At 41.9% G+C, this 23,983-nt stretch carries 24 protein-coding genes and 2 pseudogenes; 19 read left to right on the top strand and 7 right to left on the bottom strand.

Annotated features, from left to right (window positions below; genetic code table 11):
* The 8 genes from EJF26_RS05045 (at position 1) to EJF26_RS05010 (ending at position 8,394) form a co-directional block, all read left to right on the top strand.
* Positions 1 to 873 (top strand): carbohydrate ABC transporter permease, encoded by an 873-nt coding sequence (locus EJF26_RS05045; protein WP_001007696.1) that lies wholly within the window; start codon positions 1 to 3, stop codon positions 871 to 873.
* A 16-nt stretch (positions 874 to 889) separates the two neighbouring features.
* A complete protein-coding gene (locus tag EJF26_RS05040) occupies positions 890 to 1,723 on the top strand; it encodes a carbohydrate ABC transporter permease (protein WP_000711269.1) in 834 nt (277 codons plus the stop codon).
* A gap of 291 nt (positions 1,724 to 2,014) precedes the next feature.
* A complete protein-coding gene (gtfA, locus tag EJF26_RS05035) occupies positions 2,015 to 3,457 on the top strand; it encodes a sucrose phosphorylase (RefSeq protein ID WP_000586668.1) in 1,443 nt (480 codons plus the stop codon).
* A 132-nt stretch (positions 3,458 to 3,589) separates the two neighbouring features.
* Positions 3,590 to 4,783: an O-antigen ligase family protein gene (locus EJF26_RS05030; RefSeq protein WP_025168996.1), complete on the top strand. Its 1,194-nt coding sequence runs from the start codon at positions 3,590 to 3,592 to the stop codon at positions 4,781 to 4,783.
* A gap of 143 nt (positions 4,784 to 4,926) precedes the next feature.
* The gene (locus tag EJF26_RS05025; RefSeq protein WP_000655226.1) at positions 4,927 to 5,370 is read left to right on the top strand and encodes a MarR family winged helix-turn-helix transcriptional regulator; all 444 of its coding nucleotides are present in this window, start codon (positions 4,927 to 4,929) and stop codon (positions 5,368 to 5,370) included.
* A 3-nt stretch (positions 5,371 to 5,373) separates the two neighbouring features.
* Positions 5,374 to 6,138, top strand: coding sequence for a nuclear transport factor 2 family protein (locus EJF26_RS05020; protein ID WP_000043835.1), 765 nt, complete (start codon positions 5,374 to 5,376; stop codon positions 6,136 to 6,138).
* A 14-nt stretch (positions 6,139 to 6,152) separates the two neighbouring features.
* Positions 6,153 to 6,881, top strand: coding sequence for an ATP-binding cassette domain-containing protein (locus tag EJF26_RS05015; RefSeq protein WP_000575241.1), 729 nt, complete (start codon positions 6,153 to 6,155; stop codon positions 6,879 to 6,881).
* A complete protein-coding gene (locus tag EJF26_RS05010) occupies positions 6,874 to 8,394 on the top strand; it encodes an ABC transporter permease/substrate-binding protein (protein ID WP_000183013.1) in 1,521 nt (506 codons plus the stop codon). Before EJF26_RS05015 ends, EJF26_RS05010 begins: the two co-directional genes overlap by 8 nt.
* Before the next feature lie 91 nt (positions 8,395 to 8,485).
* On the opposite strand, the gene EJF26_RS10095 is transcribed toward EJF26_RS05010, so the two are convergent.
* Together EJF26_RS10095 and EJF26_RS05000 are read right to left on the bottom strand one after the other, a co-directional pair.
* Complete coding sequence (locus EJF26_RS10095; RefSeq protein WP_000958140.1) at positions 8,486 to 8,818, bottom strand: hypothetical protein; 333 nt, start codon at positions 8,816 to 8,818, stop codon at positions 8,486 to 8,488.
* A 26-nt stretch (positions 8,819 to 8,844) separates the two neighbouring features.
* Positions 8,845 to 9,399, bottom strand: coding sequence for a TetR/AcrR family transcriptional regulator (locus EJF26_RS05000; protein WP_004245812.1), 555 nt, complete (start codon positions 9,397 to 9,399; stop codon positions 8,845 to 8,847).
* A 132-nt stretch (positions 9,400 to 9,531) separates the two neighbouring features.
* On the opposite strand from EJF26_RS05000, the gene EJF26_RS04995 reads away from it, so the two are divergent.
* Positions 9,532 to 10,422, top strand: a complete 891-nt coding sequence (locus tag EJF26_RS04995; RefSeq protein WP_000095936.1) for a cation diffusion facilitator family transporter — start codon at positions 9,532 to 9,534, stop codon at positions 10,420 to 10,422.
* A 33-nt stretch (positions 10,423 to 10,455) separates the two neighbouring features.
* Here EJF26_RS04995 and galR read toward each other — a convergent pair whose 3' ends face one another.
* Positions 10,456 to 11,460 carry a DNA-binding transcriptional regulator GalR gene (galR, locus tag EJF26_RS04990; RefSeq protein ID WP_000212483.1) on the bottom strand — a complete coding sequence of 335 codons (1,005 nt, stop codon included), beginning with the start codon at positions 11,458 to 11,460 and terminating at the stop codon, positions 10,456 to 10,458.
* Between the two features lie 164 nt (positions 11,461 to 11,624).
* Here galR and EJF26_RS04985 point away from each other — a divergent pair, with 164 nt between their 5' ends.
* The 10 genes and pseudogenes from EJF26_RS04985 (at position 11,625) to pyrE (ending at position 20,892) form a co-directional block, all read left to right on the top strand.
* A complete protein-coding gene (locus EJF26_RS04985; protein WP_000191962.1) occupies positions 11,625 to 12,803 on the top strand; it encodes a galactokinase in 1,179 nt (392 codons plus the stop codon).
* Between the two features lie 11 nt (positions 12,804 to 12,814).
* A pseudogene (locus tag EJF26_RS04980) lies at positions 12,815 to 13,474 on the top strand (HAD family hydrolase).
* Positions 13,471 to 14,958 carry a UDP-glucose--hexose-1-phosphate uridylyltransferase gene (locus EJF26_RS04975; protein WP_000077635.1) on the top strand — a complete coding sequence of 496 codons (1,488 nt, stop codon included), beginning with the start codon at positions 13,471 to 13,473 and terminating at the stop codon, positions 14,956 to 14,958. The pseudogene EJF26_RS04980 and the gene EJF26_RS04975 overlap by 4 nt, the downstream one beginning before the upstream one ends.
* 69 nt (positions 14,959 to 15,027) lie before the next feature.
* Entirely contained in the window at positions 15,028 to 15,432 is a 405-nt protein-coding gene (locus EJF26_RS04970) for a PaaI family thioesterase (protein ID WP_000651199.1), read from the top strand.
* 70 nt (positions 15,433 to 15,502) lie between these two features.
* Positions 15,503 to 15,676, top strand: a pseudogene (locus EJF26_RS04965) (ABC transporter ATP-binding protein); the annotation flags it as partial.
* A 106-nt stretch (positions 15,677 to 15,782) separates the two neighbouring features.
* Entirely contained in the window at positions 15,783 to 17,135 is a 1,353-nt protein-coding gene (gene murD / locus EJF26_RS04960) for a UDP-N-acetylmuramoyl-L-alanine--D-glutamate ligase (protein WP_000863078.1), read from the top strand.
* 1 nt (position 17,136) lies between these two features.
* Positions 17,137 to 18,195 carry a UDP-N-acetylglucosamine--N-acetylmuramyl-(pentapeptide) pyrophosphoryl-undecaprenol N-acetylglucosamine transferase gene (locus EJF26_RS04955; RefSeq protein ID WP_000724846.1) on the top strand — a complete coding sequence of 353 codons (1,059 nt, stop codon included), beginning with the start codon at positions 17,137 to 17,139 and terminating at the stop codon, positions 18,193 to 18,195.
* A gap of 9 nt (positions 18,196 to 18,204) precedes the next feature.
* A complete protein-coding gene (locus EJF26_RS04950) occupies positions 18,205 to 19,323 on the top strand; it encodes a cell division protein FtsQ/DivIB (protein ID WP_000031114.1) in 1,119 nt (372 codons plus the stop codon).
* Between the two features lie 192 nt (positions 19,324 to 19,515).
* Complete coding sequence (gene pyrF / locus EJF26_RS04945; protein WP_001209287.1) at positions 19,516 to 20,217, top strand: orotidine-5'-phosphate decarboxylase; 702 nt, start codon at positions 19,516 to 19,518, stop codon at positions 20,215 to 20,217.
* 42 nt (positions 20,218 to 20,259) lie between these two features.
* Positions 20,260 to 20,892 (top strand): orotate phosphoribosyltransferase, encoded by a 633-nt coding sequence (gene pyrE / locus EJF26_RS04940; protein ID WP_000170981.1) that lies wholly within the window; start codon positions 20,260 to 20,262, stop codon positions 20,890 to 20,892.
* A 61-nt stretch (positions 20,893 to 20,953) separates the two neighbouring features.
* Here the strand turns inward: pyrE and EJF26_RS04935 are convergent, their stop codons facing one another.
* From EJF26_RS04935 to EJF26_RS04920, 4 genes are read right to left on the bottom strand one after another with little or no spacing between them, the layout of a single operon-like run.
* On the bottom strand, positions 20,954 to 21,820 hold the full coding sequence (locus EJF26_RS04935; protein ID WP_000765265.1) for a cysteine ABC transporter substrate-binding protein: 867 nt from the start codon (positions 21,818 to 21,820) through the stop codon (positions 20,954 to 20,956).
* Positions 21,821 to 21,831: 11 nt separating this feature from the next.
* The gene (locus EJF26_RS04930) at positions 21,832 to 22,590 is read right to left on the bottom strand and encodes an amino acid ABC transporter ATP-binding protein (RefSeq protein WP_000004997.1); all 759 of its coding nucleotides are present in this window, start codon (positions 22,588 to 22,590) and stop codon (positions 21,832 to 21,834) included.
* Positions 22,591 to 23,268, bottom strand: a complete 678-nt coding sequence (locus tag EJF26_RS04925; RefSeq protein ID WP_001154136.1) for an amino acid ABC transporter permease — start codon at positions 23,266 to 23,268, stop codon at positions 22,591 to 22,593. It abuts the gene before it with no gap.
* Entirely contained in the window at positions 23,228 to 23,908 is a 681-nt protein-coding gene (locus tag EJF26_RS04920) for an amino acid ABC transporter permease (RefSeq protein ID WP_000384106.1), read from the bottom strand. The genes EJF26_RS04925 and EJF26_RS04920 overlap by 41 nt, the downstream gene beginning before the upstream one ends.
* Between the last annotated feature and the right edge of the window lie 75 nt (positions 23,909 to 23,983).

Genomic DNA, 23,983 nt, shown 5'->3' with positions numbered 1-23,983 from the left:
ATGGCTATTCGAAAATTTTTAAATAAATACTGGGGTTGGACTTTTTTGCTCATCCCGCTTGCTTTACAAGCTGTCTTCTTTTACTTTCCGATGGTGCAAGGTGCTTTCTATAGTTTGACTAACTGGACTGGATTGACCTATAATTATAAATTTGTTGGTTTGAATAACTACAAATTGCTGATGATTGATGGGAAATTCTTCACAGCCATAGCCTTTACTTTGATTTTAACTCTGGCATTGATTGTTGGAGAGATTACAATTGGGATGGTTGTAGCACGAGCCTTAAATTCTAAGATGAAGGGTCAGACCTTCTTTAGAGCTTGGTTCTTTTTCCCGGCTGTTTTGTCTGGTTTGACAGTTTCCTTGATTTTTAAACAATTCTTCAACTATGGTCTTCCAACGATTGGAAAAATTTTAGGAATTAGCTTTTTACAAGAGAGTCTATTGGGGACACCTGTAGGAGCGGTAGTAGCAACTATTTTTGTTCTTCTATGGCAAGGAGTAGCAATGCCAATTATTCTCTTTCTTGCTGGTCTTCAGAGTATTCCAAATGATATTTTAGAGGCGGCATCAATTGATGGTGCAACAAGTAAACAAACTTTTTGGAAGATTGAATTGCCCTATTTGCTGCCGACGATTTCTATGGTTTTTATTCTGGCTCTTAAGTCCGGGTTGACAGCCTTTGACCAGATTTTTGCGTTGACGAGTGGTGGTCCAAATAATGCTACAACGTCTCTTGGACTTTTAGTCTACAACTATGCTTTCAAGAGTAATCAATATGGATATGCGAATGCAATTGCCTTGATTTTATTCTTAATTATTGGAATTGTTTCTCTTATCCAAATCAAGCTATCAAAGAAATTTGAAATCTAATAGAGGAGTCCTACACATGAAAAAAGAAGAAAAATTGAATCAGTTTTGGAAATATGTCCTCTTGATAGTCGGTGGTATTCTTATACTTGTTCCTTTGTTGGTAACGGTATTTAGTTCTTTCAAGACAACCAAGGATATCATGAATCATTTCTTTAGTTTGCCTAATCCTTTTACCTTAAGTAATTATGAACGCTTGATTTCGGATGGGATTGGAGGCTATTTCTGGAATTCAGCAGTTATTACGGTGTTATCATTGATTGTAGTAGCTTTCTTTATACCAGCTGCAGCTTATTCCATTGCTCGAAATATGTCCAAGAAAAAAGCCTTTGCAATTATGTATTCGCTCTTGATCTTAGGGATATTTGTTCCATTTCAGGTGATTATGATTCCCATCACAGTTATGATGAGTAAACTCGGTCTAGCAAATATGTGGGGGCTAGTAATACTCTACCTAACTTATGCTATTCCACAGACTCTCTTCTTGTATGTTGGTTATATAAAAATCAGTGTACCAGATAGTTTGGATGAAGCTGCGGAAATTGATGGGGCTGATCGTTTTACAATTTATCGTCGAATCATTTTTCCAATGTTGAAGCCCATGCATGCGACAACTTTGATTATCAATGCTCTCTGGTTCTGGAATGACTTTATGTTGCCACTCTTGATTCTGAACAAGGATTCTAAGATGTGGACTTTACCTCTCTTCCAATACAACTACCAAGGTCAGTACTTCAATGACTATGGTCCAAGTTTTGCATCTTATATTGTGGGAATTGTAACGATAACCATTGTCTACATCATCTTCCAAAAACATATCATTTCAGGAATGAGTAACGGGGCAGTGAAGTAACAAGATACAAAGCCCGTTAAAAGCTCACAGTGAAAATAGGGAATCTGAATAAGAAGCCTTGGCTTCTTGGAAGATTCATCTTTTTCACACAGAGCTTAGGGCGTGTTCAATTAAGATACAAAGGAACAGTTCAGCTTGTTGGCAATTCTATGTAGAAAAAAGAAAATAGTACTTAGTTGCTTGCAGTTTATATTAGTACGCGTTCGAAGTGAACAAAAATCTAAAAATATTTTTCATTTAAGAAGCCAGGTCATATAAGACTTGGCTTTCATCAGAAAAAGGAGAACATCTATGATCATTCAAAATAAAACTATGTTGATTACTTACTCAGATAGTCTTGGAAATAACCTTAAAGACTTATATGCGAATCTGGAAGAACATTTTGGAGATGCTATTGGGGGAGTTCACCTTCTACCATTTTTCCCATCAACAGGTGATCGTGGATTTGCACCAGTTGACTATGATGAAGTGGATCCAGCGTTTGGTGATTGGGAGGATGTTAAGCGTTTAGGTGAGAAATATTATCTTATGTTTGACTTTATGATTAACCATATTTCTCGTCAATCTAAGTATTATAAGGATTATCAAGAAAAACATGAAGCCAGTGAATTTAAAGATCTCTTTTTAAACTGGGACAAGTTTTGGCCAGAAAATCGTCCGACACAAACTGATGTAGATTTAATTTACAAGCGTAAGGATCGTGCACCAAAGCAAGAGATTGTTTTTGCAGACGGTTCAGTAGAACATTTGTGGAATACTTTTGGTGAGGAGCAGATTGATCTTGATGTGACCAAAGAAGTAACGATGGCATTTATCCGTAAGACGATTCAACATCTAGCAAGTAACGGGTGTGATTTGATTCGTCTAGATGCCTTTGCTTATGCAGTGAAGAAATTGGATACCAATGATTTCTTTGTGGAGCCAGATATTTGGGCTTTGTTGGATAAAGTCCGAGATATAGCAGCTGAGTACGGTGCAGAGCTCTTACCTGAGATTCATGAGCACTATTCGATTCAGTTTAAAATAGCGGATCATGATTACTATGTTTATGATTTTGCTCTTCCAATGGTGACCCTTTATACTCTTTACAGTTCTAGAACAGAGCGTTTGGCTAAGTGGTTAAAGATGAGCCCGATGAAGCAATTTACGACACTAGATACCCATGATGGGATTGGAGTGGTGGATGTCAAGGATATCCTGACCGATGAGGAAATTGACTATGCTTCAAATGAGCTCTATAAGGTTGGAGCGAATGTCAAACGTAAGTACTCTAGTGCAGAGTATAACAATCTAGATATCTACCAAATCAATTCAAACTATTATTCTGCTCTTGGAGATGATGATGTCAAGTACTTCCTCGCTCGTCTGATTCAAGCTTTTGCTCCAGGCATTCCTCAGGTTTACTATGTGGGTCTATTAGCAGGAAAAAATGACTTGAAATTATTAGAAGAAACCAAAGAAGGTCGAAATATTAATCGTCATTACTATAGCAATGAGGAAATAGCAGAAGAAGTTCAACGTCCTGTGGTGAAGTCTCTTCTCAATCTATTTTCTTTCCGTAATCGATCAGAGGCCTTTGACCTAGAAGGGACTATTGAGATAGAAACACCAACAGCTCATAGCATTGTAATCAAACGCCAAAATAAAGACAAGTCCGTAACAGCAGTAGCAGAAATTGATCTGCAAAGTCAGACCTATCAAGTAGTGGAAAACGGCAGAGAAATTCGGTTTTAGTACCATATCAATAACAGAGTTTTTTTGTGGCGAAAACGTGTTCATTGTTCCCAAATGACGGAAAAAATGGTAAAATTAAAAGATAGTTTAGCATTTATCTTCTGGAGAAATCCAGAACAGAAAGGATCCGTTTTGAAATCAATTGGATTACTGGATAAGATAAGAGGGCTTTCGAAAAAAGATTTCTTTTTGTATCTGATGATCATGAGTATCTTTTTACCTTTTTATTTGTTCTTAGCACTCTTTGCTTTATATTTGATAGGTTTACTTGTTACTGGGGAGATGAAGGGAATTATCAAAGGATTAGCAAAACATCCTGTACTTCTCTTTTTTATTGCCTACAGTAGTATCATCTCTATCGTCGCCAAGAACTGGCTTGGCTTGGTTGCATCTTTACTGATGTTTCTCTTCCTCATTTTCTTTAGTTTTTACCAGAAACGTCTGACACATGCTTTCTTTCGACTGATACTGCAGACAATCTTGTTTGGTAGTGTGCTCTCTGCTGTTTTTGCTACTTTGGAGCATTTCCAGATTGTAAAGAAATTTAACTATGCCTTTCTTTCGCCCAATATGCAAGTATGGCACCAGAACCGTGCAGAGGTAACTTTCTTTAATCCGAACTACTATGGAATTATCTGTTGCTTCTGTATCATGATAGCCTTTTACCTCTTTACAACGACGAAGTTAAGATGGTTAAAAATCTTTTGTGTGCTAGCAGGTTTTGTGAATCTATTTGGTTTGAATTTCACGCAGAATAGAACAGCCTTTCCTGCCATCATCGCGGGTGCAATCATTTATCTCTTTACAACTATTAAAAACTGGCGTGCCTTCTGGCTCAGTATTGGAGTTTTCGGGATTGGCCTTTGTTTCCTCTTCTCAAGCGATTTGGGTGTCCGTATGGGAACACTAGATTCTTCAATGGAGGAGCGTGTTTCAATCTGGAATGCGGGTATGACTTTGTTCAAGCAAAATCCGATCTGGGGTGAGGGTCCACTGACCTATATGAATTCCTATCCGAGAATCCATGCACCCTACCACGAACACGCGCATAGTCTTTACATCGATACTATTTTAAGTTATGGTTTGATTGGAACCATTCTCCTATCCATTTCTTCGGTTATCCCGGTTCACATGATGATGGATATGAGTCAGGAGTCTGGCAAACGACCAATTATCGGTCTTTATCTCTCCTTCCTTACAGTAGTCGCTGTACATGGAATTTTTGACTTGGCTCTCTTCTGGATACAGTCAGGATTCATCTTCTTGCTGGTTATGTGCAGTCTACCACTGGAACATCGAACGCTGGTGTCCGAAATGACAGATTAAGTTAATAAATAGTGAGGATCTTCTACTCTAGGTAGGAGGTCTTTTTTGTTGGTGAAAATTATTTCTAAGTCGAAATAGTTGACAGATGGAATGAGAGGTGTTACAATAAAAACAATTCGATATAGAAATAAAATGGAGAGATCATGAAAGATAGTCATTTAGTAGCCCATCATATTCGTTTGTTGAATGGGCGGATTTTTCAAAAGTTATTAAGTCAGGATTCTGAGGCCCTTTATCGGAGTGAACAGGGAAAGATTTTAGCGGTTTTATGGAATAGTGAGACAGGCTGCGCTACAGCAACAGATATTGCGCTAGCGACTGGTCTTGCTAACAATACGCTAACAACCATGATTAAGAAACTTGAGGAGCAAAACCTAGTTATCATTAGCCCATGTGGAATAGATAAGAGAAAGAAGTATGTCAAGTTGACAGAGCAGGGTTGGTTCCAGAAAGAAGTTGGTCATCGTGTTAGTCAAAAGTTGGATGCTATTTTTTATAAAGGTTTCTCAGAGGAAGAAATTCACCAGTTTGAAAGTTATCAGGAACGCATTTTAGACAATCTGAAAGAGAAAGCAAATGAGGAATAAAATATGTCAAAACAAGTTGAAAATGCGCAAAATTTATATATTCATGCCATTCAAGACGGGTGTGTTGCTGAGGCTCAAGCCCAGTCTGTAGGGGATACCTACATTCAACACTCGACAGGTGTACCAGATGGGAAAGAAGGGTTTGCGGCATTCTTTGCAAATTTCTTTGAGCGCCATCCCGAGCGTGAGATGAAAATTGTTCGCACTATTGAAGACGGAAATCTAGTCTTCGTCCATGTTCATCAATATCTCAATGGTGGGGAAGCTCAATGGGTGACGACAGATACTTTCCGTGCGGATGAGAATGGTCGTATCGTGGAGCATTGGGATGTTATTGACTACTATCGAACACCTGAAAACGACCAATTAGACCAGATTTTTGGAGATTTTAAGATCAAGGATTTGGATAAGACAGCAGAAAATAAAAAGTTGGTTCGCCGTTTCTTGACAGAAATTTTCCAAAATGGGGAACTGGAGCAGTGGAGTGACTTTGTGGCAGAAGATTTGATTCAGCATAATCATGAGATTGGACAAGGAAGTGATGCTTATAAAAACTATGTGGCTGAGCACGGGGTTACTTTCGACTTTGTTTTCCAGCTTTTGGGACAAGGAAATTATGTGGTCAGCTATGGACAGACTCAGATTGATGGAGTTGCCTATGCCCAGTATGACATCTTCCGTTTGGAGAATGGCTTGATTGTGGAGCATTGGGATAATAAGGAAGTTATGCCTAAGGTAGAAGATTTGACCAACCGAGGAAAATTTTAAATTGAGGACTAAGAATGATTGAATACAAAAATGTAGCGCTACGCTACACAGAAAAAGATGTTTTGAGAGATGTTAATTTACGAATCGAGAATGGAGAGTTTATGGTTTTAGTTGGGCCATCTGGATCTGGTAAGACAACCATGCTCAAGATGATCAATCGCCTCTTGGAACCTACGGATGGCGATATTTATATGGATGGCAAGCGCATCAAAGACTATGATGAGCGTGAGCTGCGCCTTTCCACAGGCTATGTTTTACAGGCCATTGCTCTGTTTCCCAATCTAACGGTTGCGGAAAATATTGCTCTCATTCCTGAGATGAAGGGCTGGACTAAGGAAGAAATTGCGAAGAAAACAGAAGAGCTTTTGGATAAGGTTGGTTTACCAGTAGCTGAGTATGGACATCGACTTCCAAGTGAATTATCTGGTGGGGAACAGCAACGGGTTGGTATTGTTCGTGCTATGATTGGTCAGCCTAAGATTCTCCTCATGGATGAGCCCTTTTCGGCCTTGGATGCTATTTCGAGAAAACAGCTACAGGTTCTGACGAAAGAATTGCATAAAGAGTTTGGGATGACAACGATTTTTGTGACCCATGATACGGATGAAGCTTTGAAATTGGCGGACCGTATTGCTGTTTTGCAGGATGGAGAGATTCGTCAGGTGGCGAATCCTGATACCATTTTAAAAGCTCCTGCAACAAACTTTGTAGCAGACTTGTTTGGAGGTAGTGTTCATGACTAATTTGATATCAACTTTTCAGGATCGTTTTGGTGACTGGGTAACAGCTCTATCTCAACATTTGCAGTTGTCACTGTTGACCTTGTTACTAGCTATTTTTATCGCTATTCCTTTGGCTGTTTATCTTCGCTATCATGAGAAGTTGGCGGACTGGGTCTTGCAGATTGCAGGGATTTTCCAGACCATTCCGTCTCTGGCCTTATTGGGACTTTTTATCCCCTTGATGGGAATTGGAACCTTGCCTGCTTTGACAGCACTAGTGATTTATGCGATTTTCCCAATTTTGCAAAATACCATCACTGGGCTAAAGGGAATTGATCCAAGTCTGCAAGAGGCTGGAATTGCCTTTGGGATGACTAGATGGGAGCGACTCAAGAAGTTTGAAATTCCACTTGCCATGCCTGTCATTATGTCTGGGATTCGGACGGCAGCGGTCTTGATCATCGGTACGGCGACCTTGGCTGCCTTGATTGGTGCAGGGGGACTGGGTTCCTTTATCCTTTTGGGAATTGACCGCAATAATACCAGTCTGATTTTGATTGGGGCACTTTCTTCTGCAGTGCTGGCCATTGCCTTTAACTTCCTACTAAAAGTGATGGAAAAAGCAAAATTGCGGACGATTTTCTCTGGTTTTGCCTTGGTGACCTTATTGCTGGGTCTGTCTTATAGTCCAGCCCTCTTAGCTCAAAAAGAGAAAGAAAACTTGGTGATTGCTGGAAAATTGGGACCAGAACCCGAAATTTTGGCCAATATGTATAAGTTACTGATTGAAGAAAATACCAGTATGACTGCGACTGTTAAACCGAATTTTGGGAAAACAAGCTTCCTCTATGAAGCTCTGAAAAAAGGGGATATTGATATCTATCCTGAATTTACCGGTACGGTGACTGAAAGTCTGCTTCAACCATCTCCTAAAGTAGGTCATGAGCCAGATCAGGTTTATCAAGTGGCGCGTGATGGCATTGCCAAACAAGATCATCTTGCCTATCTCAAGCCTATGTCTTATCAAAATACCTACGCTGTAGCTGTTCCGAAAAAGATTGCTCAAGAATATGGCTTGAAGACCATTTCGGACTTGAAAAAAGTGGAAGGGCAGCTGAAGGCCGGCTTTACTCTCGAGTTTAATGATCGTGAGGATGGAAATAAGGGCTTGCAATCAATGTATGGTCTTAACCTCAATGTAGCGACCATGGAGCCAGCCCTTCGCTATCAGGCAATTCAGTCAGGCGATATTCAAATCACGGATGCCTATTCAACTGATGCGGAATTGGCGCGTTATGATTTGCAGGTCTTGGAAGATGACAAGCAACTCTTCCCACCTTATCAAGGAGCGCCACTCATGAAAGAAGCTTTGCTTAAGAAGCATCCTGAGTTGGAGAAAGTTCTCAATAAATTGGCTGGTAAAATTACTGAAAGCCAGATGAGCCAGCTCAACTACCAAGTCGGTGTTGAAGGCAAGTCAGCAGAACAAGTAGCCAAGGAGTTTTTACAAGAACAAGGTTTGTTGAAGAAATAAATGGAGAGGAAAGTCAGGTGGCAGCCACTAGCAATTTTCTTCAGCAGACAAAATCCCATCTCGAATTATAGACGAGATGGGATTTTTAATGTTAGAGTAAGATAAACAAGAGAGCAATCAAAGCCGCTAGTGTGCCCCTTATAATGTGGTGCGGTATATGTTGGTTTTCTTGCTGTCGCCCATTCCAGTAAGCACCGTAGCAGATTATGCTAGAGCCCACTATCCATAAGATGATCGTTGCTGGTGGAACGAAGAAAAAGATAGCAAGAGCTAGTGAAGTGAGACAACTGCCGACCAAAATGCACTTATTTCCTAGACTGTAGTTCTTTTGTTTCATAGCTGAAAAAGCAGCAGCAAGGTGAAGCAGTGAGAAGGCGAGAGCTAGTACAATTGTTAGTATTCCTAGAATCATCGAAGTTAACATAGTTGGTTCCTTTCTGAGTTACAGGATTAGTTATCAAGTGGAGTTGTAGAGGTCATCTCTATTACATCAAGGTAAAATTTCACCACTTGGTTTTCGGTATAAGATTTTCCTTTTTTTAGCCACCAAGTTAGGGTCTCGATAAAGTTCGTTACAACAAAATGCTGGAGGTAGGAGGCTGGTATGTTCGGATAGGCCTCTTGCAAATCCTCCGCTACCATGGGGTAAACATGGTGTTCGAGTTCCTTGTGTAGTTGGCGGAGGAAGTAGTCGTTTTTGGAAAAAAGGAGACTGGTGACATGGTCCTGGTTTTTCTGAAAATGTAAAAAGATATGTGCGAGGTAGTCCTCGGTAGTAAAGTGTCCTTCTCTTTCAAAGAGATGATGAAAGAGGTAGCGACAGAGGTCATCTAAAAGGAGTTCCTTACTCTCGTAGTGACAGTAAAAAGTAGAACGTCCAACATCTGCTAGGTCAATGATATCCTGAACAGTAGTGGTATCATAGCCTTTGTCGTTCAAAAGTTGTAAAAAAGCTTGATAGATGGCTTTTTTAGTCTTACTAACCCGACGGTCTCTTTTTGGCATATAGACACTTGAGACAAACTGTTCAGAACTGAACATGGCTGACAGTTTGCTTCTATCCTTTCTTTGGATTTTATTAGATAATACAAATGAAAGAAGTATGTATATACCCATTATACCAAAGGAGGGAGAGAAATGAGTTCTAAAACATCTATCTGGTTATCTTTTTTCTTAAATTTAAGCTATGCGATTGTTGAGTTTATCGCAGGAGGAATCTTTGGTTCGAGTGCAGTTCTTGCTGATTCTGTTCATGACTTGGGAGATGCTATAGCCATTGGTATCTCTGCCCTTTTAGAAACGATTTCCAACCGTGAAGAAGATAGGCAGTACACCTTGGGTTACAAACGTTTTAGTCTTTTAGGGGCCATGCTAACGGCTGTGATTCTTATGATAGGGTCTGTCCTAGTGATCTTGGAAAATATCACAAAGATCGTTCATCCTCAACCTGTTAATGAAAATGGTATCCTCTGGCTGGGAATCATTGCAGTAGCTATCAATGTGCTAGCAAGTCTGGTAGTTCGTAAAGGAAAGACAAAGAACGAGTCAATTCTTAGCTTGCATTTTTTGGAAGACACTCTTGGTTGGTTGGCTGTCATTCTAATGGCGATTATCCTCCGATTTACAGATTGGTATATCCTCGATCCACTCTTATCGCTTGTTATTTCTATCTTTATTCTGTCGAAAGCCATTCCTCGCTTTTGGAGCGCACTGAAGATTTTCCTAGATGCTGTGCCAGAAGGGGTCGAGACAAGTGATTTGGAGAAGGATATAGAGGCTCTTCCCAATGTCAAAAGTGTCAATCAACTTAGCATTTGGTCCATGGACGGTCTAGAGAACAATGCTATTGTCCACATCTGTATCGAGGACTGGGAGCAGATGATGGAGACCAAAGAAGTGGTGCGTCAATGTTTAGAAGAAAGAGGCGTGCAGAATATCACTATTGAAGTGGATAGCAGTCAAAGCAATCATGCGCAACATAGGCGGAGGGTGAGAGAGTTGGAGCAGAAGCATGGGCATCATCATTAGAAAAACGATCTCGCTAGAGGTCGTTTTGTTATCCTATTCATTCCTCGTACTTTCTCTCAAAGTCAGTCTGGTTCCCAGCATGGTTAGGCTAGGTATTTTGCGACCGTGGAGGACTTCCTTGTTAAGAATATCCATCCCTGCTCGGCCCATTTCTTCGGTATAGACGGTAATGCTAGAAAGAGGAGGATAGACCTGCTTGGTCAGGCTAGTGTCGTTAAAAGAAATGAGGCTGACGCGGTCTGGTAGGCTAATTCCAGATTCTTGAAAGGCACGGAGGGCACCGATGGCTAAACTATCGCTGGCGGCGAAAAAGGCTGGTGGGAGTTGTTCTCCCAACTTGTGAATGGCCTCCTTCATCAAGTCATAGCCAGACTGGGCAGTAAAGCTCCCCTGAAAGACCAGTTCTTCATGGTAGATTCCATTTGCTTGGGTATAGTCTTTGAAATTTTCTAGCCGCTTATCCTGGATGATTTCTTCTTGGTCGGTTGTTTCCTCAAGACCTGTGAGAATTCCGATACGATTCAACCCTTGGCTAAGGAAATAATCGACAACCTGTTTCATGGCAGTGTAAAAGTCCGTGATAATGCAGGTATGTCCCAGCGAGAGGGTATCGCTGTCTATAAAGACTAAAGGTTTTTGGTATTCTTCAAAGGCAGAAATCTGAGCTCGGCTGAACTTTCCAATGCAGAGAATGCCAATCACTTCCTCGCTCAGTGTAAAAGGATGGTCGTTAAAATAGCGCAAGATATCATAGTCCAACTCTTGGGCTCTTTTTTCAATACCGAGACGAATCTGATAGTAGTAGAGGTCGTCCAACTCCCCTTGTTCGCTGACCCATTGGATAATAGCAATCTTCTGCTTGGGTTTGTGGGATTCGCCTGTCTTGAGGTGCTTGGTGTAGCCCAGCTCTTCAGCAAAGGTTAAAATGCGGTGTCGGGTTTCTTCTGTGACAGATAGACTCTGGTCGCGATTGAGGACACGAGATACGGTCGCGATAGAGACAGAGGCTAGCTGTGCAATGTCTTTTAAGGTAGCCATAAATCCTCCTTCTTTTAGGTTAGTATATCATATTTTTCTTCTTTTTACCGATTGTTTAGTAAAAGTTTAGTAAAAAGGATTGACCTTAGCAAAAGCCTTGGATACAATAGAAGAAAACGATTACACGTTAAGATGACTTAACGGACAGTCAAAGGAGAATTCATATGACACAACATCTTACTGCTGAAGCCCTTCGCAAAGACTTTCTTGCCGTTTTTGGTCAAGAAGCAGACCAAACTTTCTTTTCACCAGGACGCATCAATTTGATTGGTGAACACACGGACTACAATGGCGGTCACGTTTTTCCTGCTGCCATTTCCTTGGGAACATATGGAGCGGCTCGCAAGCGTGACGACCAAGTCTTGCGTTTCTACTCAGCCAACTTTAAGGACAAGGGTATCATCGAAGTGCCTCTTGCTGACCTCAAATTTGAAAAAGAGCACAGCTGGACCAACTATCCAAAAGGGGTTCTTCATTTCTTGCAAGAAGCTGGACATGTGATTGACAAAGGGTTTGATTTTTATGTTTATGGGAATATCCCAAATGGTGCTGGCTTGTCTTCATCAGCATCCTTGGAGCTTTTGACAGGTGTCGTAGCAGAATACCTCTTTGACCTAAAATTGGACCGTCTAGACTTAGTTAAAATCGGAAAACTAACAGAAAACAACTTTATCGGTGTTAACTCTGGGATTATGGACCAATTTGCCATCGGTATGGGTGCTGACCAACGTGCTATTTACCTAGATACTAATACTCTAGAATATGACTTGGTTCCTCTTGATTTGAAGGACAATGTTGTTGTTATCATGAATACCAACAAACGCCGTGAACTAGCAGATTCTAAATACAATGAACGCCGTGCTGAGTGTGAAAAAGCAGTAGAAGAACTTCAAGTTGCCTTGGATATCCAGACCCTGGGTGAATTGGATGAGTGGGCCTTTGACCAATACAGCTATCTGATTAAAGACGAAAATCGCTTAAAACGTGCTCGCCATGCTGTGCTTGAAAACCAACGTACTCTTAAAGCTCAAGCAGCCCTTCAGGCAGGTGATTTGGAAACATTTGGTCGCTTGATGAATGCTTCTCACGTTTCTCTAGAACATGACTATGAAGTAACTGGCTTGGAATTGGATACCCTCGTTCATACTGCTTGGGCTCAGGAAGGTGTTCTTGGTGCTCGTATGACAGGGGCAGGATTTGGTGGCTGTGCCATTGCCTTGGTGCAAAAAGATGCTGTTGAGGCCTTTAAGGAAGCTGTAGGCAAGCACTACGAGGAAGTCGTTGGATATGCTCCAAGCTTCTATATCGCTGAAGTTGCAGGTGGCACTCGCGTTTTAGACTAGGAGAGAAGTAAATGGACGCTGTAATATTTGATTTCGATGGCTTATTAGCTGATACTGAGATCATTTCTCTAAAAGTTTATCAAGAATTGCTTAAAGATTTTGGAATTCCTTTCACAGAAGAAACATATTCTAGAGAATACAGTGGACATAGGGAAGAGGAGAATGTTCAACGATTTTTAGATACCTATGATTTACCTTGGAACTTTGACTAAACCTTGGAAAAAGTTTATGAACTGGAAGCTCGAATATTGGTCAAAGGTGTAAATTTAAAAAAAGGTGCTAAAAATTTGCTTGCTTTTTTGCAAAGAGAAGGTATTCCAATCGCTCTAGCAACTTCAAGTGTTGAATCTAGAGCTAGAATGATTTTGGATAGTAATGGTATACGGTCCCTATTTGACCATCTAGTTTTTGCAAAAGATGTAAAGCGAAGCAAACCTTACCCTGATATATTTTTAAAAGCCTGTAGTGATTTGAATGTTTTACCAGAGAATTGCTTAGTATTAGAGGATAGTGAAGCAGGGATTGAAGCAGCGTATAGAGCTGGGATACCAGTTATTTGTATTCCAGACTTGAAAATGCCAGCACAGTCTTTCTTAAATAAAACAGAACAAGTTTTTCAGGATTTAGATGCTGTCAGAGACTATTTAGAAAGTAAGAGGGAGAATCAATGAGTCAGGGAGTTCTAGATGCATTTATCACGGAAGTCATTGCTGGAAGTTCATTTGAGGAGATTGATCGAATCTACCTAACCAATCGTGTCTTAGCACGAGTGGGAGAAGGTGTTTTGGAAGTTGAGACGAATCTGGAGGATTTGATTGACCTCAAGGACCAGCTGGTTGAGGAGGCGGTTCGATTAGAGATGATTGAGGACAGTCAGACTGCGCGTGAAATCCTCGGTGCTGAACTAATGGATTTGGTAACCCCTTGTCCAAGTCAGGTCAATCGTGACTTTTGGGGAACCTACGCCCAATCTCCCGAACAGGCAATTGCGGACTTCTACCAACTTAGTCAGAAAAACGACTACATCAAGCTCAAGGCTATTGCTAAAAATATTGCTTATCGTGTTCCATCAGATTACGGAGAACTTGAGATTACCATCAACCTCTCTAAGCCTGAAAAGGATCCAAAAGAGATTGCGGCGGCTAAGTTGGTGCAAGCTAGCAATTATCCCCAGTGTCAGCTTTGTATAGAGAACGAGGGCTACCATGGTCGGGTTAACCACCCAGCTCGTAGCAATCACCGCATTATCCGTTTTGAAATGGCTGGTCAGGAGTGGGGTTTCCAGTATTCGCCCTATGCTTATTTTAATGAGCACTGTATCTTCTTAGACGGTCAGCATCGTCCCATGGCTATTAGCTGTCAGAGCTTTGAGCGTCTGCTGGCTATCGTTGAGCAATTTCCGGGATATTTTGCGGGCTCAAATGCCGACTTGCCGATTGTGGGGGGGTCTATTCTAACTCATGACCACTATCAGGGAGGTCGTCACGTATTTCCTATGGAATTGGCTCCTCTGCAAAAGACTTTCTGTTTTGATGGATTTGAGCAGGTCAAGGCTGGGATTGTCAAGTGGCCTATGTCAGTGTTGCGTTTGACTTCGGATTCCAAAGAGGATTTGATCAACTTGGCTGATAAGATTTTGCATGAATGGCGCCAGTATTCAGACCCTGAAGTACAGATTTTGGCAGAGACAGATGGGACACCGCATCACACCATCACACCGATTGCTCGTAAACGCGATGGTCAGCTTGAGTTGGACTTGGTCTTGCGGGACAATCAGACATCGCCAGAGCATCCTGATGGCATCTATCATCCCCACAAGGATGTCCAACATATCAAGAAGGAAAATATCGGCTTGATTGAGGTCATGGGCTTGGCTATCCTGCCACCACGTCTGAAAGCGGAAGTGGAGCAAGTTGCCAGCTATCTTGTAGGAGATGATGAAGCAGTTGCCCCTTATCATCAGGAATGGGCAGACCAGCTTAAAGCCCAACATCCAGAGCTAACGGATAAAGAAAAAGCCCTTGAAATCGTCAAGGACTCTGTGGGTGCTATCTTTGCACGTGTTCTGGAAGACGCAGGGGTTTACAAGCAGACGGAACAAGGACAGACAGCCTTTATGCGCTTTGTAGAGCAGATTGGAATTTTGCCAGACTAGGAGCTTTCTCCTTGCACAGTCCTATAAAAAGTAGTATCATAGTGTCGTTTGAACTATCAGGAGGAAACGATGAAAGATTTTCATTTTGACGCTATATCTGCCTTTGAAAATTACGAAATAGAAAAAATGAGAGATGGTCATGTTGTGGTGACGACAAAAGTAGTGGACTCGTCGCTCAACTACTATGGCAATGCCCATGGTGGCTATCTCTTTACCCTTTGTGACCAGATTAGTGGTTTGGTGGTTATCTCGCTGGGGCTTGATGGAGTGACACTCCAATCCTCTATCAACTACCTCAAGGCAGGAAAACTTGACGATGTACTGACCATTAAAGGAGAATGTGTCCATCAAGGTCGCACAACTTGTGTCGTGGATGTCGATATCACCAATCAAGAAGGCAGAAATGTCTGCAAGGCAACCTTTACCATGTTTGTCACAGGCCAGCGGTCAGAGGAAAGACAGGTGAGGATATAAAGTACTGAGAGTTGACCTGCACTCTAAGGGTTAGATATTTTTTGTCGAACTTTTGGAGTGCAGGTTAGTTTTGATTCTCGCGGATGAAGCAACCGCTTCACTAGACCCTAAAAACTCTGAGGAGCTACTTTCTATCCTAGAATCTCTAAAAAATCCGAATCGGACCATTATTATTGCGACCCATAATCCTCTTATCTGGGAGCAAGTGGATCAAGTCATTCGAGTTACCGATTTATCTCATTGATGATAAGAGAACATTAAGTTAGAAGAAAGAGTCACAAACACACTTTGTGGCTTTTTTATTTCCATAAAAATGGTAAAATAGTAAGAGTAGAAATGGAGTTTGAGACATGAAAGTAATCGATCAATTTAAAAATAAGAAAGTCCTTGTTTTAGGTTTGGCTAAGTCTGGTGAGTCTGCGGCCCGTTTGTTGGACAAGCTGGGAGCCATTGTGACGGTAAATGACGGCAAGCCTTTTGAGGAAAATCCTGCTGCGCAAAGTTTGCTAGAAGAGGGAATCAAGGTTGTTACTGGTGGCCATCCTTTGGAGCTCTTGGATGAGGATTTCGCTCTGATGGTGAAAAATCCAGGGATTCCCTACAGTAATCCCATGATTGAGAAGGCATTGGAAAAAGGGATTCCAGTCTTGACTGAGGTGGAGTTGGCTTACTTGATTTCAGATGCGCCGATTATCGGTATCACGGGTTCAAATGGAAAAACGACCACAACAACTATGATTGGGGAGGTTTTGACTGCTGCAGGCCAACATGGGCTTTTATCAGGAAATATCGGCTATCCAGCTAGTCAAGTGGCTCAAACTGCGACAGACAAGGATACTCTTGTCATGGAGTTGTCTTCTTTCCAACTGATGGGTGTCCAAGAATTCCATCCTGAGATTGCAGTCATTACCAACCTCATGCCAACTCATATCGACTACCATGGTTCTTTTGAGGAGTATGTGGCAGCTAAGTGGAATATCCAGAACAAGATGACAGCAGCTGATTTCCTTGTATTGAACTTTAACCAAGATTTGGCAAAAGAATTGGCTACCAAAACACAAGCCACTGTTGTTCCATTTTCAACACTTGAAAAGGTTGACGGAGCTTATTTGGAAGATGGTCAACTCTACTTCCGTGGCGAAGTGGTCATGGCAGCTAGTGAAATTGGTGTTCCAGGTAGCCACAATATAGAAAATGCCCTTGCGACCATTGCAGTAGCTAAGCTTCGTGGTATCGACAACCAAACCATCAAAGAAGTCTTGTCAGCTTTTGGTGGTGTGAAACACCGTCTCCAATTTGTGGATGAGATTAAGGGTGTGAAATTTTATAACGACAGTAAATCAACCAATATCTTGGCTACTCAAAAGGCCTTGTCAGGGTTTGACAATAGTAAGGTCATTTTGATTGCAGGTGGTTTGGACCGCGGCAATGAATTTGATGAGCTGGTGCCAGATATCACTGGCCTCAAGAAAATGGTCATCCTCGGTCAGTCTGCAGAACGTGTCAAACGGGCAGCAGAGAAGGCTGGTGTGGCTTATGTGGATGCGACAGATATTGCTGATGCGACCCGCAAGGCCTATGAACTTGCGACAGAAGGAGACGTGGTTCTCCTCAGTCCTGCCAATGCTAGCTGGGATATGTATGCTAACTTTGAAGTACGTGGCGACCTCTTTATCGACACAGTAGCGGAGTTAAAGGAATAATATGAAAAAAATTGTCTTTACAGGTGGGGGGACGGTTGGACATGTTACCCTCAACCTTTTGTTAATGCCTAAGTTCATCGAAGACGGCTGGGAAGTTCACTACATTGGTGATAGACACGGAATCGAACACCAAGAAATCCTCAAGTCAGGCTTGAATGTGACCTTCCACTCCATTGCGACTGGGAAGTTGCGTCGCTATTTCTCTTGGCAAAATATGCTGGACGTGTTTAAAGTTGGTTGGGGAATTGTCCAATCTCTCTTTATCATGTTACGACTGCGTCCACAGGCTCTTTTTTCTAAGGGAGGATTTGTCTCTGTACCGCCAGTTATCGCAGCGCGTGTGTCAGGAGTGCCTGTCTTTATTCACGAATCGGATCTATCTATGGGCTTGGCAAATAAAATTGCCTATAAATTTGCGACCAAGATGTATTCAACCTTTGAGCAGGCTGCTGGTCTTTCTAAGGTCGAGCATGTGGGAGCTGTCACCAAGGTTTCGGACCAAAAAGGTTCAGAACCAGATGAATTGGTGGATATCCAAACCCACTTTAATCCTAAATTGCCAACGGTATTGTTTGTCGGTGGTTCTGCAGGAGCTCGTGTCTTTAATCAATTAGTGACAGATCATAAGCAAGAACTGACCGAGCGTTACAATATTATCAATCTCACTGGAGATTCTAGCCTCAATGAGTTGAGTCAAAATCTCTTTCGTGTTGATTATGTGACGGATCTCTATCAACCCTTGATGGAGATGGCAGATGTGGTGGTGACGCGTGGCGGTGCCAATACGATATTTGAGCTCTTGGCCATGGCGAAACTCCATCTCATCGTACCATTGGGTCGTGAAGCAAGTCGAGGAGATCAGATTGAAAATGCTGCCTACTTTGTTAAGAAAGGCTATGCAGAAGAACTTCAAGAAAGTGACTTGACCTTGGAAAGCTTGGAGGAGAAACTCAGTCACTTGCTTAGTCATAAGGACCAATACCAAGCTAGTATGAAAGCTTCGACTGAATTGAAATCTCTTGCAGAATTTTACGATCTATTAAGAAAAGACCTAGCATAAGGAATATCAATGTCAAAGGATAAGAAAAAAGAATCAAACCCCAAGAAAGAATTGTCTGAATGGCAGAAACGGAACCAAGAATATCTGAAAAAGAAGGCTGAGGAAGAAGCTGCCCTAGCTGAAGAGAAGGAAAAGGAAAAACAAGCTCGAAAGGAAGCTAGCTCGAAACTACTGGAGGAGTCCAAGAAATCATCGAGTGAATCAGACGAGGAATCCACAAGCCCAAGCAAGGAACCATCCGAAAAAGAAGAAAAATCACAAAAGGATGAGCCTAAAGTCAAAGAAGAAAAAGAGAAGAAGAAAAAAGAAAAACCAGAAAAACCTGCCAAACCGAAAATTGCGCCTGTTCATATTTGGCGAGCTGTGAGTATCTTGGTACCCAGTGTCCTAGTCCTCCTTTTTTCAGTCTATCTGTTGACTCCACTTTCGACCATCAAAAATATCGAGGTTAAGGGAAATAGTAACACGCAGGCGGATGACATCAAACAGGCTTCTGGAATTCAAGATAGTGACTATACTTTAGCTCTATTGTTGGATAAGGAAACATACGCTGAGCGAATCAAGTCCAACCATTGGATAGAATCAGCGAAGATTAACTATCAATTTCCGACTAACTTTACGATTGAGGTTAAGGAGTTTGATATTGTCGGTTATTATGTGTCTGGTGAAGAGTATTATCCAATTCTTTCTAGTGGTGCGGTTGAGTCAACTCCTGTAAATCGCTTAAACTTGCCTGAGACTTATCTGACAGTTACCTTTAATGATGAGCAGCAGGTGAAGGATTTGATGACGGGTCTTTCTAGCATCAGCGAGGATATAAAGAGTCAGATCCAAAAGATCGAACTAGCTCCAAGTAAAGCAACTGCCGATCTTCTAAAAATTACTATGCAGGATACAGATGAAATAGTAGTTCCCTTGTCAGAGTTGAGTAAGAAATTACCTTATTACAGCAAAATTAAGCCACAACTAGCAGAACCGAGCTTCATCGATATGGAGGCAGGAATCTATAGCACTAGCCTGACTGATAAACGTTTAGAAGAAGCTGAGGAAAAGGCTAAACAAGAAGCTAAAGAAGCGGAGAAGAAAAAACAGGAAGAAAAAAAAGCTGAAGAAAAGAAACAAGAATAAGAATCTTCAGTTTTTACTTGACAAGTGTCGTTATAAATAATAGAATAGTAGAAAACTTTTAAAGCAGTCCAGAGAGGCAGCTAAGGTTAGACAGTGAAAGGGTAGAGACTCTACCCGTTTTTCGTGGAACCTAGCTGCTAGCAGGTTCCTTTTTTTGAGCAATGGACTGTTAGCAAAGAATAGGAGAAAAGAATGCGTGAGAGTCGCCCAGTCATTGCTCTGGATTTTCCAAGTTTCGAGGAAGCCAAAGAATTTTTAGCCCTTTTTCCAGCAGAGGAAAAACTCTATGTCAAGGTAGGAATGGAAATCTACTATGCAGTAGGTCCCGAAGTTGTGCGTTATTTGAAATCATTAGGACATAGTGTTTTTTTGGATCTCAAGTTGCATGATATTCCAAATACAGTCAAGTCAACCATGAAAATCTTGTCAAGTCTGGGTGTCGATATGACCAATGTTCAGGCTGCAGGTGGGCTTGAAATGATGCAGGCTGCGCGTGAAGGCCTCGGTGATCAAGGGATTCTTATCGCGGTGACCCAACTGACCTCAACATCCGAGGAACAGATGCAAGACTGTCAAAATATCCAAACTAGTCTGCAAGAATCAGTGATTCACTATGCTAAGAAAACAGCTGAAGCTGGATTGGATGGAGTGGTTTGCTCAGCCCAAGAAGCCCAACTCATCAAGGAGGCGACAAACGAAGATTTTATCTGCTTGACACCAGGTATTCGACCAGCAGGTGCTGAAGCAGCGGATCAAAAACGCGTAGTGACCCCTGGTCAAGCCTATCAAATCGGTAGTGATTACATTGTAGTAGGCCGTCCTATCACACAGGCAGAAGATCCTGTAGCAGCCTACCATGCTATCAAGGAAGAATGGACACGCGATTGGGTCTAAAGCGTATTTGATTATAGATTTAAGGATAAGAAGGAGTATACCATGACACTTGCTAGAGACATTGCTAGCCATCTATTGAAAATTCAAGCGGTTTATCTCAAACCAGAAGAGCCTTTCACTTGGGCATCTGGTATCAAGTCACCTATCTATACGGATAATCGTGTGACCCTAGCTTACCCGGAAACTAGAACTTTGATTGAAAATGGTTTTGTGAATGCTATCAAAGTAGCCTTTCCAGAGGTTGAAGTGATTGCAGGAACTGCGACAGCAGGGATTCCACACGGAGCTATCATCGCGGACAAGATGAACCTACCATTTGCTTATATCCGTAGCAAACCAAAAGACCACGGAGCAGGCAACCAAATCGAAGGTCGTGTAGCCCAGGGGCAAAAAATGGTAATTGTAGAAGATCTGATCTCAACTGGTGGTTCAGTTCTCGAAGCGGTAGCAGCTGCCAAGCGTGAAGGAGCAGATGTTCTCGGTGTAGTAGCTATTTTTAGCTATCAACTAGCAAAAGCAGATAAGAACTTTGCAAACGCAGGCGTGAAACTGGTAACTCTCTCAAACTACAGCGAGCTCATCCACCTAGCCCAAGAAGAAGGATATATCACACCAGAAGGACTCGACCTTCTAAAACGCTTTAAAGAAGACCAAGAAAATTGGCACAAAGCCTAAGATATAAAAAATCAGGTAGTCGCTAGGATTACCTGATTTTGTTTTGTGATGTTATTGGATGTTAGTCAACTTTTCCGCCTTCAACAACTAGGTCATCTGCTTTAGCAGCGTCACCGTAGGTTGGGTGAAGTGTTTTTTCATAGGCCTTGTGGAAGAAGTTTTCCTTACCTGATTTTTCGATTTCTTGGTTGATGTAGTCAAGTAGTTCTTGGTTACCTTTTTGAACTGCTGGTGCGATGGTATCTGGATCACCAAGGGAGGTAATTCCTACTTCAAATCCCTTGTTTTCAAGAGCCCAAGCTAGGACTTCAGTATTGTCAGTAGAGAAGGCATCTCCACGTCCGTCAAGAAGGGCTTGGTAAGAGTCACTGTATTGGTCGTATTTTTGGAGTTTGATTTCTGGATGATTTTTTTCAAAATAAGTCTCAGCCGTCGTTCCTTTTGTGACAATCAAGGTCTTGCCTTCAAGCTGCTTAACATCTGTAATGAGACCAGTCTTAGGTGAGACAACACCGAGGGAAACTTTCATGTATGGAAGGGCAAAATCAACTTGTTTCTTACGTTCATCAGTCACTGTAAAGTTAGCAAGGGTAATATCCACCTTGTTTGAAATCAAGTATTCAGCACGGTTGGCAGCATCGACTGAAACGTATTTAACCTTGACACCAAGGTCTTGAGCCAGTTGGTTCCCAAGTTCGATATCGTAACCTTGGTAAGAACCATCATTGTCAACGTAACCAAACGGTTTCTTGTCTCCAAATACGGCGATTCGAAGTTCACCGCTTTTTTTGATTTCATCGATTGTGCGAGCCTTGGCAGTCGTTTTTCCAGATGAAGCACCAGAGCTTCCACCTGAGCTACAAGCTGTAACGAAGATAAGGGCAAAGGCAAGTGCCAAAACAGTTAAGAGTGGTTTGAATAGTTTCATAAGAATCTCCTTTATAGATATGAGCCAAATTGGCTAAAGTCAAAGACGTTTAAAAATTCCTGAGTTCGTTTTGTTTGTGGATTGGTAAAGAAGGCCTGAGCCGTTCCTTCTTCGGCGATTTTCCCTTGGTCGAGGAAGATAATCCGATCGGCAATTGCTTGGGCAAACTGCATTTCATGGGTTACTAAAATCATGGTGCGACCTTCTTGAGCCAAGTCATTGATGAGTTCTAGAACCTCACGCACCATTTCTGGATCCAGTGAAGCTGTCACTTCGTCAAAGAGGATAATCTCTGGATGCATGAGGAGGGCACGGACAATTGCAACCCTTTGCTTCTGTCCACCAGATAATTGACGCGCAAAGCTATGTTGTTTATCTAGCAAACCGACACGCTCCAGTAGTTGCAAAGCTTCTTCCGTTACTTCCTTCTTGTCTCTTCCCTGAGCCTTGATAGGACCTAGGATGAGGTTTTGTAGAACATCCAAATGGGGAAAGAGTTCATAACTTTGAAAGACCATGCCAATCTTTTGGCGAACTAGGTGAAAGTCTTTTTTATTTGCAACGATAGACTGACCGTCCAGCAGGATATCTCCACCTTGAATATTTTCTAAGCCATTGAGGCAACGAAGGAGGGTACTTTTCCCACAACCAGATGGCCCCAGAATAACCACAACTTCCCCTTTTTTGATATCTAGAGAAAGTCCTTGGAGGATGGGATTGTCTCCAAAGGATTTTTTGAGTTCCTTGATTTCTAAGATAGTTTCAGACATTTAGTTCCTCCAATGTTTTTCTAAGTGAGTGGATAGTTTGGAAATAGGGAAGCAGACTGCGAAATACAAGACTAGAATGGTTCCATAAATCCAAAAGGAAGCAGTTGGGATAGTCAAGCGATTGCTATCGATGATTTGTTGTCCAACCTTGGTCACTTCAACAACCCCAATCAAGACAACCAAGGAAGTGGTTTTGATCATTCGAGTGACAAGGTTGATGGCTTGTGGCAGTAATCTTCTCAAAACCTGTGGGATGATGATATGGTAGTAAAGTTGAACATTGGTCAAACCTAGCGCCTGTCCACTTTCAAACTGATGTTTAGGGAGGGAAGTGATAGCTCCACGTACCAAGTCCCCCATTTCAGCTGTTCCCCAGAGGGTAAAAACGATAATAGCAGAAGTCTCACCTGAGATATTGATATTAAAGTTGCGAGCCAAGCCGAAATAAACGATAAATAGTAACACCAGCTGGGGCATGATACGGATAAATTCCAGATACAATCGTGTCAACAAGCGTACGATTCTAGAATGGGAGGTCATGATGATTCCCATGACTGTTCCGAAAATCATGGATAAGAGGACAGACAGGATGGATATCCCAATCGTAACGCCCAATCCCTGTAAGATTCTCAGGAGATTATTTCCCTGAAAGAGTACTTGAATTCCCGAATCCTGCATGGCGGAGCCTCCTTTCTATCCAGCTAAAGACCAGTGAGATGGGGAGAAGCATCATCAGATAAGCAACCACCAACATGGCTAGCGCAATGTCTGTCTCATAGTAAAGCCCAATCAAGTCCTTGGCGACGTACATGAGGTCGGCCAAAGCCACTGCTGAGAAAACAGAGGTTTCCTTGATGAGGAAAATGACATTGGCACTAAAAGACGGTAGAGCAATCGCTGTTGCTTGTGGCAGAACCACATAGCGAAAGACCTGTAGAGGTGTCAGACCGATGGCAAATCCAATCTCCTGATGGGTTTGACTGACAGCTTCCAGCCCACTTCGGAAAGACTCTGCCATATAGGAGCCTCCTAAAAAGACCAGTCCTAAAGTGGCACAGACTTCTGAGGATAGGACAATTCCGATTCGGGGGAGACCGAAGTAGAGAAAGAAGAGTTGAATCAAAAGGGGCGTATTACGTGACAATTCAATGTAGGCTGTCGCTACTTGCGCCAAAACAGGAATTCGATAATGCCGGATGATACTAACGATTAAACCGAGCAGGAAGGATCCCAAAATTCCCCAAACTGCAATATGCAAGGTTAGAAGGAATGCCTTTTGATATAGTGGTAGATATTGTTCAACAATGGACCAATCCAAAAATAAAACCTCCCATCTAGAAATAATACAGTTATTGTAGCACTTAAAATCTCCTTTGGATAATATGTATTTTTT

The organism is Streptococcus oralis subsp. dentisani (genome assembly GCF_007475365.1).
GTDB lineage: Bacteria > Bacillota > Bacilli > Lactobacillales > Streptococcaceae > Streptococcus > Streptococcus mitis_AX.
Note: the sequence above shows the minus strand (reverse complement) of the source record. Positions and strands in the feature narration are given on the sequence as shown.